We start from the raw sequence: 12,019 nt of genomic DNA, 5'->3' as shown, positions 1-12,019 counted from the left end.
CGACTCCGCTCCGATTCCCGGCCGGCGCTCCCTGACCTAGGCCAGGTCGACGCCGTGCACGCCGTTGTGGTGGCGCACGGTCGGGAAGGACGCGGTGACGCTGCGCCCGACGCCCGGCGTGCGCTTCTCGACGACGTCGCCGCCGAAGAGGCCGGCCCGCTCGCGCAGCTCCGAGAGCGCGGGGCTGTCGATCCGGTCGGTCAGCGCATGCAGGTCGGCGTCGACGGCGCTCGCGTCGGACTCGGCGCCGGCGTGGCGCTCGCGGTCGTCGTCGACCTCGACGCGCAGGCCGGTGGCGGTCCAGCGGGAGGTGATCCGCAGCTCGGTGCCGGTGCCGCCGGACTCGAGGGCCTCGTCGAAGGCGTACTCGAGCACGCGCATCACGGCGACGTCCGCGCCGTCCTGCAGCGGGAACGGCTCGCCGAACGTCTCCTCCTGCACGACCAGGCCGCGCTCGCGGGCGCTCTCGATCAGGGCGTCCGTCCCGCCGGTCGCGGGGAGCTCGCGCGGATCGACCGCGGCGACCGTCGCGATGCGGCGCAGCTGGGCGAGCGACGCCTCCGCGGCGCTGACGGCCCGCCCGGCGGAGCGCGAGGCGGCGGCGGGATCGCGGTCGATGGTGAGGCGCACGCTCTCGGCCTCCTCGACCACCTTCGACGCGGCGCGGACGGCGAGCTGCTCGAGCTCGCCGACGATGCGCAGCCGCGCCTCCTGCTCCCGGACGGACAGCTCGAGGGCGACGGCGCGCGCAGCCTCCTCGGCCCGGCTGTCGAGCGCGCGGCGCTCGGCGGCGGCGGAGCGGCGCCACAGGACGATCGCCCCCGCCGCGACGATCAGGGCGAGGACGAGGACGACTTCGAGCACGACGGCCTCCGGGGCATCAGGGAACGGCGCGGGGGACGCCGGAGAGCGATCGTACCCGGGAGCGGGCGCCGGAGCCGGAGGCGCGGCGGGGGCTTGCGGTCGTCCCTCCCGACTCGGGTGAGTGCTCAGCCCTCGCGGCGGCTGCGCGCGACGGTGAACTTCGCGCTGCGCTCGATGATCTTGGTCGGCCCGACGGAGCGGCGCAGCTCGGCCGGGTGCGCGAGGTGCGAGTTGAACACCGTCCACAGCTCGCCGCCGGGGCGGAGGATGCGGCCGGCGGCCGCGATCATCCGGCGCGCGACGAGGTCGGTCACCGCGCCGTCGGAGTGGAACGGCGGGTTGCAGAGCACCACGTCGACCGAGCCGTCGGCGATCGTGGAGGCGTTGTCGTCGCGGAGCAGCCGGATGCGGTCGCCCAGGCCGTTCGCCTCGGCGGTGGCGCCGGCGGACTCCACGGCGGCGCGGGAGCTGTCGGTGGCGATCACGTCGAGGTCCGGGCGGGCGAGCGCGAGCGACGCGGCGAGCACTCCGGAGCCGCAGCCGAGGTCGACCGCGACTCCCCCGGGCAGCGCGGCCAGGTCGAGCGCGGCGAGCAGCGCCCGCGTGCCGAGGTCGAGCTTGGCCCCGGCGAAGACGCCGGGCAGTGCGACGATCTCGAGCCCGTGCGCCTCGAGACGGCGGCGCTCCGCACCGGCAGCAGCGGGCTGCTCCGCCTTCGCCTCGCTCGCGAGGAGCGCCCGCGACTTCTGCCGGGCGAGGCTGACGTCGATCCGGTCGTAGCGGCGGGCCAGGACCTCGTTCATGCCGAGCGACATGTGCTTGATCCGGCCGGCGCCGATGAGCTGCGCGGCGGGGTTCGCGAGCGCGACCTCGGCCGCGACGGCGGCCAGCGCGTCGAGCGAGCGCGGGAGGCGCAGCAGCACGATCTCGGCGCCCTCGACCGCGTCGGCGATCGAGTCGGCGATCGTGAAGGGCGCGAGCTCGATGCCGGCGGCGCGGACCGCCTCGGCGTTGGCGGCGAGGGCCCGCTCGGCGACGATCGAGTCCTGGGCGGAGGAGACCGCCACGCCGTCGGCGGCGAGGGCCAGCGTCAGCGCGCCGAAGGCGTCGCCGACGACGGCGACCCGGGAGTGCCCCGCGGCGAGGTCGAGGAGGAGGCGGTCGCTCGCGTCGACCGCGACGAGGTCGGGGGCCTCGACGTCGGGCCGGCGGCGGAGGAGGTCGAGGACGTCGTCGCGCATGGGGGCTCCGGTCGGGGTCGTGGCAGAGAGCACGGCCGGCCGGTGAGCACGCAGGGAACGACGAGCGGAGACCGGGCCCGGAGGACCGACTCGAGGGCACGAAAAAGGGCCCAGGAGTGGAGTCCCAGGCCCTTCGCTCCCCGACTTGGACTCGAACCAAGAACCTACCGGTTAACAGCCGATTGCTCTGCCAATTGAGCTATCGAGGATCATCCGCTCACCCGGAGGCGAACAGCGCGTGACTACTTTAGCAAAGTCTGCGCGAACTCCAAATCCTGGATCAGTAGCCGAGCGCCGGGTCGACGACGCCGAGCAGTTCGCGACCCGCGGCGAAGGCGGCGACGTTGGCGCGGACCCGCTCGGCGAGCAGAGGCGTCGTCATCTCCGGGGTGTCCGCGGAATGCGGGGTGATCAGGCAGCGCGGCTCGCTCCACAGCGGGTGCCCGTCCGGCAGCGGCTCCGGGTCGGTGACGTCGAGGGCGGCCCCGGCGAGCCGTCCCTCCGCGAGGGCGGCGACGAGGGCGTCGGTGTCGACGAGGCTCCCCCGGGCGACGTTGACCAGCACGGCCTCGGCCGGCAGCCGCCGCAGCAGCTCGGCGTCGACCAGCCGGGCGGTGCCGTCGGTCGCGGCGGCCGCGAGCACGAGGACGTCGGCGTCGGCGACCACGTCGGGCAGCTGGTCCGCGGTGACCGTGCGGTCGGCTCCGGGCACCTCCGCGGCGCTCCGGCGCACCACGGTGACGTGCGCGTCGAAGACGCTCAGCAGCCGCAGGAGCTCCACGGCGATGCCGCCCGCGCCCACGACGACGACCCGTGCGCGGTGCAGGGTCCTGGCGCGCTTCGCTCCCCAGGAGTCGGCGCGGGCGCGCTCGGGCAGCGAGCGCAGCAGCGCGAGGGTCAGCGCAAGAGCGTGCTCGGCGACCGGCTCGGCGTAGGCGCCCTTCGCGCTCGTCCAGCGCAGCCCCTCCCGCTGAGTGCTGCGCAGCACGGGCGCGAACACGTCGACCCCCGCCCAGGGCAGCTGCACCCAGCGGAGGCCCGGGTGCTCGGCGAGCACCGTGGCGAGCTCGTCGGTGCGGCCGTAGGAGAGCCAGAGCAGCGCCTCCGCGTCCTCGACGCCGACGACGGAGCCGCCGCCGGCCTCGATCGCGTCGGTGAAGATCTGCTTCGGCCGGGGCAGGACCGCGATTCGCGGCTCGCTCATCCGGCCTCCTCCGCGGGCGCCGTGCGCGCGGCGCGGGAGGCGTCGAAGCGCTCGAACTCCGCGAAGGCGGCGCCGAGCTCGCGGACGTACGGGTGACGGGAGTCGTTCAGCACCTCGAGCAGCGGGCCGTAGGCGACCACCTCGCCCTCGACCAGCACGGCGATCCGGTCGGTGGCCCGGCTGAGCACGTCGATGTCGTGGCTCACGACGACCGCGGCGAAGCCCTCCTGCCGCCGCAGATCGGTGAGCAGGTCCACGATCGACTCGCGGACGGTCGCGTCGATGCCGGAGGTCGGCTCGTCGGCGATCAGCACCTTCGGGCCGAGGACGAGGGCGCGCGCGATCGCGACGCGCTGCCGCTGACCGCTGGAGAGCTCGTACGGGAAGCGGTCGAGCAGGAACAGCGGCAGGTGCACGGAGTCGAGCAGCGTCGCCACCCGCACCGCCGCGCTCTTCGGGTCGTAGTGCCGGTCGCGGAGGAAGATCGGCTCGGCGATCAGCTCGGAGACGGTCAGCTCCGGGCGCAGCACCGCGCCGGCGTCCTGCGCCAGGTGCGCGACGTCGAAGGTGAAGCGCTTGATCTCGCGGGCGGGCATCCCGCGGAGGCGGTGACCGGAGACGGTGGCCTCGCCGCCGATGATCACCGGCCGCGTCCGCGCCCCGGCGCCGGCCGGGCCGTCGAGACCCTCGCCGCCGAGGACGCGCGCCAGCGTCGACTTGCCGGAGCCGCTGCCGCCGAGGATGCCGAGCACCTCGCCCGGCTCGACGCGCAGGCTGACCCCGCGCAGCGCGGTCCAGCGCCCGCTGATGCCGCGCGGCGGGTACTCGACGCTGAGGTCGTCGACGACGATGGGCGCCGAGGCGGCGGCGGCTCGGCTCACGCCTTCCGCTCCGCCTCGACGATGCTGCGCAGGAGCTCGCGGCGCTCGGCCTGCTCCCCCGGGTTCGGCACCGGCAGCGAGGCCAGCAGCCGCTGCGTGTACGGGTGCTTCGGCGCGGACAGCACCTCCTCGCCCGTGCCCTCCTCGACCAGCTCGCCGCGGTAGAGCACGGCGATCCGGTCGGCGAGCAGGTCGACGACGGCGAGGTCGTGGCTGATGAAGAGCGAGGCGAAGCCGAACTCGCGCTGCAGCTCCGCGAACAGCTCGAGCACGCGCGCCTGCACCGAGACGTCGAGCGCCGAGGTCGGCTCGTCGGCGATCAGCAGCTTCGGCTCGAGCGCGAGCGAGCGCGCGAGGCTCGCGCGCTGCCGCTGACCGCCGGAGAGCTCGTGCGGGTAGCGGTCGCCGTAGGAGCGCGGCAGCTGCACCGCCTCGAGCAGCTCGTCGACCCGCTTCCGGGCGGCACCGGCGTCGCGGGCGCGGCCGTGCACGATCAGCGGCTCGGCGACGCACTCGGCGATCGTCAGCAGCGGGTTGAAGCTCGACGCCGGGTCCTGGAAGACGAAGCCGATGTCGCCGCGGACGGGACGGAAGGCGCGCTCGCGGATGCCGCGCATCTCCTTGCCGAGCACGCGCAGCGAGCCGCCGGTGACGGTGGTCAGTCCCGCGATCGCCCGGCCGATGGTCGTCTTGCCCGAGCCGCTCTCGCCGACCAGGCCGAGCACCTCGCCCGCGCGGATGCGGAAGGAGACACCGTCGACGGCCACGAAGCCGGGGCGGCCGAGGCGGCCGGGGTACTGGATCCGCAGGTCCTCGGCGAGGACGAGCGTCTCCGCCTCCGGGGCGCCGGCGCGCTCGATGGCGCGCTCCTTCGCCCGGGCGACGCCCTGGCCCACGTGCGGCACGGCGGCGAGCAGCTTGCGGGTGTACTCGGCCTTCGGAGCGGCGAACAGCTCGGCGACCGGCGCCTCCTCGACCAGCTCGCCCTGGTACATCACCGCGACGCGATCGGCCAGGTCGGCGACGACGCCCATGTTGTGGGTGATCAGGACGATCGAGGTGCCGAATTCGTCGCGGCAGCGGCGGAGCAGGTCGAGGATCTCGGCTTGCACCGTCACGTCGAGGGCCGTCGTCGGCTCGTCGGCGACGATCAGGCCGGGGTCGAGCACGAGCGCCATCGCGATGACGACGCGCTGCTTCTGGCCGCCGGAGAACTGGTGCGGGTAGTAGTCGACGCGCTTCTCCGGCTCGGGGATGCCGACCGTGCGCAGCACGTCGATGGCGCGCTTGCGCGCGTCCTTGCGCGAGACGGAGGCGTGCGCCCGCAGACCCTCCGCGATCTGCCAGCCGACGGTGAAGACCGGGTTGAGCGCGGTGCCGGGCTCCTGGAAGACCATCGCGACATCGGTGCCGCGGAGCTCGCGCAGACGCGACTTCGGCACGGAGACCACGTCGGTCGACGAGCTGCCGTCCTTCTTCGAGAGCAGGATGACGCCGGACGCCGTCGCCGTCTCGGGCAGCAGGCCGAGGATGGTCTTGGCGGTCACAGTCTTGCCGCTGCCGGACTCGCCGACGACGGCGAGCACCTCGCCGCGCTCGACCCGGAGGCTGACGCCGGCCACCGCGCGGACGGCGCCGCGGTCGCTCGCGAAGGCGACCTCGAGGTCCTGGATGTCGACGATCGGGCGGGAGCCCGCGTCGGCGGGACGGCTGTCGGCGGGACGCTGGACGCTCATCGGGTCTTCTCCACTCCGGCGACGGGATCGTGTCCCGGCGTCTCCAGGCCGTCCGCGGGGAGCGCGCCGCCCGGGACGACGGACGTCGCGGCGACGTCGCCGGAACCGGCGGCCACCGCGCGCCGGCCGCGCAGGCGCGGGTCGGCGAGGTCGTTGAGGCTCTCGCCGACCAGCGTGATGCCGAGCACGACGAGGACGATGGCCAGGCCCGGGAAGACCGAGGTCCACCAGATGCCGCTGGTCACGTCGGACAGCGCCTTGTTGAGGTCGTAGCCCCACTCGGCGGCCGAGGTCGGCTCGATGCCGAAGCCCAGGAAGCCCAGGCCCGCGAGGGTGAGGATCGCCTCGGACGAGTTCAGCGTGAAGATCAGCGGCAGCGTGCGCGTGGCGTTCCGCAGCACGTGCTTGAACATGATCCGCGGGGTCGAGGCGCCGATGACCTTCGCCGACTCGACGAAGGCGTCGCCCTTGATCCGCACCGTCTCGGCCCGGATCACCCGGAAGTACTGCGGGATGTAGACGACCGTGATCGAGACCGCAGCGGCGAAGATGCCCGACCAGAGGTTCGACTGCCCGCCGGAGATCACGATCGACATCACGATCGCGAGCAGCAGGGTCGGGAAGGCGTAGATCGCGTCGCAGATCACGACGAGCACGCGGTCGAGCCAGCCGCCGAGGTAGCCGGAGACGAGACCGAGGAAGACGCCGAGGAAGATCGACAGCACGACGGCGACGACGATGACGAGGAACGCCGTCTGCGCGCCCCAGATCACGCGCGAGAGGACGTCGTAGCCGCCGACGGTGGTGCCGAGCAGGTGCTCGGCACTCGGCGGCTGCTGCGCGCCGAACGACTCGGTGCCGGTGCGCAGCTGCGAGTAGCCGTAGGGGGCGATCAGCGGGGCGAGGGCCGCGACGAGGAGGAACGCACCGGTGATCACGAGACCGGTGACGAGCATCCCGCGCTGCAGGCCCACGCTCTGCCGGAGCTGGTGGACGACCGGCAGCCGATCGACGAGGCGGCGGCGCGGGCGCGCCGGAGTGGTGGTGCTCATGGGTCAGTACCTCACTCGCGGGTCGATGAGCGCCGCGATGACGTCGACGATGAAGTTGGTCAGCGCCACGATCACGGCCAGCAGGGCGACGATGCCCTGCACGGCGACGAAGTCGCGCGCCTGGAGGTACTCGGCCAGCTGGAAGCCGAGGCCCTTCCACTCGAAGGTCGTCTCGGTGAGCACCGCGCCGCCCAGCAGCAGGGCGATCTGCAGGCCGATGACGGTGATGATCGGGATGAGCGCCGGACGGTAGGCGTGCGTGCGGACCAGGCGGAACTCGCTCACTCCGCGCGAGCGGGCGGCGTCGACGTAGTCGGTGCCGAGGGTGCCGATCACGTTGGTGCGCACGAGGCGGAGGAAGATGCCGGCGGTCAGCAGGCCGAGCGCGATCGCCGGGAGGACCGCGTGCGAGAGCACGTCGCCCACGGCGGCGGGGTCGCCGGTCTGGATCGCGTCGATGAGGTAGATGCCGGTCTTGTTCTCGAGGAACTGCAGCGAGAGCTCGGTGTTCGTCGTCGCCCGGCCGGCGACCGGGAACCACTTGAGCCAGACCGAGAAGACGAGCTTGAGCAGCAGCCCCGCGAAGAAGACGGGGGTCGCGTAGCAGAGGATCGCGAAGATGCGCAGGACCGCGTCGGGCGTGCGGTCGCGGTGGTAGGCGGCGAGCATCCCGAGCGGGATGCCGACCAGGAACGCCACGATCAGGGCGTAGAAGGCGAGCTCGACGGTCGCGGCGCCGTAGGTGACCAGCACCTCGGTGACCGGGCGGTTGTCGCTCAGGGTGGTGCCGAAGTCGCCGCGCAGCAGGTTGCCGAGGTACTCGAGGTACTGCACGATCAGCGGGCGGTCGTAGCCGGCCGCGGCCACGCGCTCGGCCAGCTGGTCGGCGGTGAGCCGACCGCCCAGCGCCGCGGTGATCGGGTCGCCCGTCGAGCGCATGAGCAGGAACACCATCGTCACGAGGATGAAGACGGTCGGGATGATGAGCAGGAAGCGGACGAGCAGATAGCGCCCGAGTCCTCCTCCGGAGCCGCGCGGTCGCCGGGTGGGCGCCGTCGCCGCAGCCGTCGTGGCTGTCGTCACGTGATGCCTTTCGTGGAGAACGGCCGGCGCCTCCCGGGTGGGGAGGCGCCGGCCGGAGGGGTGGATCAGCCCTTGCTGAGCGCCGCGTAGCGGAACTTGAACGAGGCGTCGAGGGTGTCCTCGGCTCCGCTCACGGTGCTGCCGACGATCGCGACCTGCGAGCCCTGGAGGTAGGGCAGGGTCGACAGCTGCGCCGCGACCTTGTCCTGGATCTCCTCGATCAGCGCGGTGCGCGCATCGGCGTCGGTGGTGGAGACCTGCTCGGCGATCAGGCTCTGCACGTCGGCGTCGTCGAAGTGGTTCGCGAGGAAGTTCTCCTTGATGAAGAACGGCGACAGGTAGTTGTCGGCGTCGGAGTAGTCCGGGAACCAGCCGAGCTGGTACGCCGGGTAGACGTCGCTCGAGCGGTCCTTGGAGTACTGGACCCACTCGGTCGTCTGCAGGTTCACGGTGAACAGGCCGGTCGACTCGAGCTGGTCCTTGATCAGCGCGTACTCGTCGCCCGAGGACGGACCGTAGTGGTCGTTCGAGTACTGCAGGTTGAGGGTGACCGGGGTGGTGACGCCCGCGGCCTGGAGCGTGGCGGCCGCCTTGTCGGCGTCGACACCGCCCTGACCGTCGCCGTAGAGGCCCTTGAGGGACTCGGTCGCGCCGGTGAGGCCCTGGGGGACGTAGGAGTACAGCGGGGTGTAGGTGCCCTTGTAGACCTGGTCGGCGATCTCCTGGCGGTCGATCAGATCGGCCGCGGCCTGGCGGACGGCGAGCGCCTTGGCCGCGTCGGCCTCGGCGGTCGTCGCGCCGAACGGCTGCATGTCGAAGTTGAAGACGATGTAGCGGATCTCGCCGCCGGGACCGTCGACGACCTTGACGGCGTCGTTCCCGCGGAGGTCCTCGACGTCGGTCGCGGAGAGGCTCCGGTACGCGACGTCGATGTTGCCCTCCTGGATGTCCAGCTTGAGGTTCGAGCTGTCCGCGTAGTACTTGACGTTGATCGTGCCCGTCTTCGCCGCGCCGAGCACGCCCTGGTAGTCGTCGTACGCCTTGTACTGGATGAGGTTGTTCACGTCGTAGTTGGCGATCGTGTACTGCCCGGCGAAGGCGTCGCCCGAGACGATGTCCGCGTCGGCGGTCAGCTCGTCGGCCGAGAAGACCTCCTCGTCCACGATCGGGCCCGCGGGGCTCGAGAGGATCTGCGGGAAGGTCTGGTCGTTCTCCGACTTCAGCGTGAAGACGACGGTGGTGTCGTCCGGCGCCGCGACGCTGTCGAGGTTCGCGAGGAGCGACGACGGGCCGTTCTCGGCCGCGATGGCGACCTGGCGGTCGAAGGAGAACTTGACGTCCGAGGAGGTCAGGTCGTGGCCGTTGGCCCACTTCAGGCCGTCCTTGAGCGTGACCGTGTACTCGGTCGGCGCCGTGAACTCGGCCGACTCGGCGATGTCGGGCTCGACGTCCGGGCTGCCGTAGGGGGTGTTCATCAGGAACGGGAACACCTGGTTCATCACGGCGAAGGAGCCGTTGTCGTACGAACCGGCGGGGTCGAGCGTGGTGATCTTGTCGGTGGTGCCGATGGTGAGCGTGCCGCCGGCCGCGCCGCCGGTCGAGTCCCCGCCGCCGGCGGAGCAGCCCGCCAGCACGAGCGCGACCGCGGCGAAGCCTGCTGCCGTGCCGAGTGCCCGCGAACCGCGAGTGAATCCGGATGTCATCTCCGTCTGCCTCTTCCTGTCAGAAATCGGATGCGGACCTCGGCGTGGAACGCGGTCCCGCGGCGCAGAGTCCGTCGCGCACGGGTCCGTGCGGAGCGGTGTCGATCCGGCGCACTGTCCTTCAGGCGCACGGTGTTCTCTGGGCGCACGGGGGCCACGACGCTGAGCGCCCGCATTGCTGTTCCTCAGTGGTAACACATGCGGAAGCGCTCTCCGAACCGGCGCGGGCCGTCCGGCGCTTTCTTCACACGACTGCAACACGTCCCTCATCGAGGGCACGCGGCACTCGCGGCGCCCTCATTCGGTGCGCAGGGCCCGCTTCTCGCGCTCCAGCTCGACCAGGCGGACCTGCACGGCGCGGGAGAGCACCGGGTCGGTCGAGGCGCGCTGCAGGGCGCCGCGCAGCTCGGCGATCTCGCGCAGGAGGTCGCGCTCGATCAGCGAGATCGCCACGTCCTTCGAGTAGCGGGCGAGGCCGGCCTCGTCGGCGGCTGGGATGGGCGCCACGGCGAGCTGGTGCACGAGCGAGGCGAACGGCCCGGGCACGTCGGCCGCGACGTGCTCGACCCAGTCGCGGTCCTGCGCGCGCTCGAGATTGGCGACGACGGCGTCGCGGACGACGCGGAGGGTCTCGTTCGTGACGGCGGCGTGCGCGGCGCGGGCGAGCAGCGACTCCCCCATCACCTGGGGCAGCTGGAGCATGGCCATCAGCGCCTCGCGCTCGATCCGCGTGACGACGTCGACGGGGAGGTCGGCGATCCGGGCACCGGCGGGAGCCTCCGGGGCGTCCTCCTGCGGGCGCTCGTCCCGGCCGCCCGGGGCGTTGCGCGCGCGGGAGCCGGCGGAGCGGACGGCGGAGTTGACCTCGGACATGTCCAGGCCGAGCATCCGGGCGAGTTCGCGCGAGTAGCCCGGGCGCAGCGCCGGGTCGCGGATCTCGGCGACGACGGGCGCAGCGGCGCGCAGGGCGGCGATCCGGCCCTCGACCGTGTCGAGGTCGTATCGGGCCAGCAGCTGCCGGATGACGAACTCGAACATCGGCTTCTTGTCGTCGATGAGGCGGCGCACGGCGTCGTCGCCGCGGTTGAGGCGGAGGTCGCACGGGTCGAGGCCCTCGGGCGCGACGGCGACGAAGGTCTGCGCGGCGAAGCGGTGCTCCTCCTGGAAGGCGCGCATCGCCGCCTTCTGGCCGGCGGCGTCCGGGTCGAAGGTGAAGACGACCTCGCCGACGCCGCTGTCGTCGCCGAGCACGCGGCGCAGGACCTTGATGTGGTCGACGCCGAAGGAGGTGCCGCAGGTGGCGACCGCGGTCGTGACGCCGGCGAGGTGGCAGGCCATCACGTCGGTGTAGCCCTCCACGACGACGACCCGGTGGCCGCGGGAGATGTCGCGCTTGGCCAGGTCGAGCCCGTAGAGGACCTGCGACTTGTGGTAGACGGGCGACTCGGGGGTGTTCAGGTACTTCGGGCCCTTGTCCTCCTCGAGCAGGCGGCGGGCGCCGAAGCCGACGGTCTGGCCGGTGACGTCGCGGATCGGCCAGACGAGCCGACCGCGGAAGCGGTCGTAGACGCCGCCGCGGTTGCTGCTGCTGACGAGGCCCGCCGTGGTCAGCTCCTCCTCGGAGAAGCCGCGGCGCTTGAGCGCGGTGGTGAGGCCGTCCCAGCCGTCGGGGGCGAAGCCGACGCCGAAGCGGTCGGCGGCGGCGCGGTCGAAGCCGCGCTCGCCGAGGAAGCGGCGGCCGACGTCGGCGCCGGGGGTGGCGAGCTGCTCGCGGAAGAACTCCTCGGCGGCGTTGTTCGCGGCGATGAGCCGGGCGCGTCCGCCGGTCTCGGGGGCCTGGCCGCCGCCCTCCTCGTACTGCAGCGGGAAGCCGATGCGGCCGGCGAGCCGCTCGACCGTCTCGCTGAACGAGGTGTGGTCCATCTTCATCACGAAGCTGTAGACGTCGCCCGACTCCTGGCAGCCGAAGCAGTGGTAGAAGCCGGCCTGGGGGCGCACGTGGAAGCTCGGGCTGCGCTCGTCGTGGAACGGGCAGAGCCCCTTCAGCGAGCCGACGCCCGCCGATTTCAGGGTGACGTACTCGCCGACCACGTCCGCGATGTTGACCCTGGCCTTGACCTCCTCGACATCCGTCTGTCGAATCCGAGGCATGTCCCCCATCGTATCCGCCGCCACCCGCCCCCCGGCCGAGTGCGCCTTTTCCGCCCGCGCACATGCTGGTCGAGCAGCCCCGCAGGGGCGTATCGAGACCCACC

The 12,019-nt window shown here is 72.6% G+C and carries 9 protein-coding genes and 1 tRNA gene; all 10 read right to left on the bottom strand.

Going from position 1 to position 12,019, the window contains the following annotated elements; genetic code table 11:
- Positions 1 to 36: 36 nt before the first annotated feature.
- Positions 37 to 864, bottom strand: a complete 828-nt coding sequence (locus tag EDF35_RS08510; protein WP_133961837.1) for a hypothetical protein — start codon at positions 862 to 864, stop codon at positions 37 to 39.
- Positions 865 to 989: 125 nt separating this feature from the next.
- Entirely contained in the window at positions 990 to 2,105 is a 1,116-nt protein-coding gene (locus EDF35_RS08505) for a class I SAM-dependent methyltransferase (protein WP_123703139.1), read from the bottom strand.
- Positions 2,106 to 2,241: 136 nt separating this feature from the next.
- Positions 2,242 to 2,314, bottom strand: a tRNA-Asn gene (locus EDF35_RS08500).
- Positions 2,315 to 2,385: 71 nt separating this feature from the next.
- Entirely contained in the window at positions 2,386 to 3,309 is a 924-nt protein-coding gene (locus tag EDF35_RS08495) for a D-isomer specific 2-hydroxyacid dehydrogenase family protein (RefSeq protein WP_133961834.1), read from the bottom strand.
- The gene (locus EDF35_RS08490; RefSeq protein WP_243646352.1) at positions 3,306 to 4,190 is read right to left on the bottom strand and encodes an ATP-binding cassette domain-containing protein; all 885 of its coding nucleotides are present in this window, start codon (positions 4,188 to 4,190) and stop codon (positions 3,306 to 3,308) included. The genes EDF35_RS08495 and EDF35_RS08490 overlap by 4 nt, the downstream gene beginning before the upstream one ends.
- The gene (locus EDF35_RS08485) at positions 4,187 to 5,926 is read right to left on the bottom strand and encodes an ABC transporter ATP-binding protein (RefSeq protein ID WP_133961832.1); all 1,740 of its coding nucleotides are present in this window, start codon (positions 5,924 to 5,926) and stop codon (positions 4,187 to 4,189) included. Before EDF35_RS08485 ends, EDF35_RS08490 begins: the two co-directional genes overlap by 4 nt.
- The gene (locus EDF35_RS08480; protein ID WP_123732121.1) at positions 5,923 to 6,978 is read right to left on the bottom strand and encodes an ABC transporter permease; all 1,056 of its coding nucleotides are present in this window, start codon (positions 6,976 to 6,978) and stop codon (positions 5,923 to 5,925) included. The genes EDF35_RS08485 and EDF35_RS08480 overlap by 4 nt, the downstream gene beginning before the upstream one ends.
- A gap of 3 nt (positions 6,979 to 6,981) precedes the next feature.
- Positions 6,982 to 8,061: an ABC transporter permease gene (locus tag EDF35_RS08475; RefSeq protein ID WP_123703132.1), complete on the bottom strand. Its 1,080-nt coding sequence runs from the start codon at positions 8,059 to 8,061 to the stop codon at positions 6,982 to 6,984.
- Between the two features lie 65 nt (positions 8,062 to 8,126).
- Entirely contained in the window at positions 8,127 to 9,764 is a 1,638-nt protein-coding gene (locus EDF35_RS08470; RefSeq protein ID WP_133961830.1) for an ABC transporter substrate-binding protein, read from the bottom strand.
- Positions 9,765 to 10,061: 297 nt separating this feature from the next.
- Entirely contained in the window at positions 10,062 to 11,915 is a 1,854-nt protein-coding gene (gene dnaG, locus EDF35_RS08465) for a DNA primase (RefSeq protein ID WP_123445638.1), read from the bottom strand.
- Between the last annotated feature and the right edge of the window lie 104 nt (positions 11,916 to 12,019).

The sequence above is a fragment of the Rathayibacter sp. PhB151 genome (assembly GCF_004366415.1).
Taxonomy (GTDB): Bacteria; Actinomycetota; Actinomycetes; order Actinomycetales; family Microbacteriaceae; genus Rathayibacter; species Rathayibacter festucae.
Note: the sequence above shows the minus strand (reverse complement) of the source record. Positions and strands in the feature narration are given on the sequence as shown.

Excerpts from the sequence above, each read along its gene's own strand:
- EDF35_RS08495 (WP_133961834.1), bottom strand. The coding sequence starts at position 3,309 with ATGAGCGAGCCGCGAATCGCGGTCCTGCCCCGGCCGAAGCAGATCTTC.
- EDF35_RS08470 (WP_133961830.1), bottom strand. The coding sequence starts at position 9,764 with ATGACATCCGGATTCACTCGCGGTTCGCGGGCACTCGGCACGGCAGCA.
- EDF35_RS08485 (WP_133961832.1), bottom strand. The coding sequence starts at position 5,926 with ATGAGCGTCCAGCGTCCCGCCGACAGCCGTCCCGCCGACGCGGGCTCC.
- dnaG (WP_123445638.1), bottom strand. The coding sequence starts at position 11,915 with ATGCCTCGGATTCGACAGACGGATGTCGAGGAGGTCAAGGCCAGGGTC.
- EDF35_RS08505 (WP_123703139.1), bottom strand. The coding sequence starts at position 2,105 with ATGCGCGACGACGTCCTCGACCTCCTCCGCCGCCGGCCCGACGTCGAG.
- EDF35_RS08480 (WP_123732121.1), bottom strand. The coding sequence starts at position 6,978 with ATGAGCACCACCACTCCGGCGCGCCCGCGCCGCCGCCTCGTCGATCGG.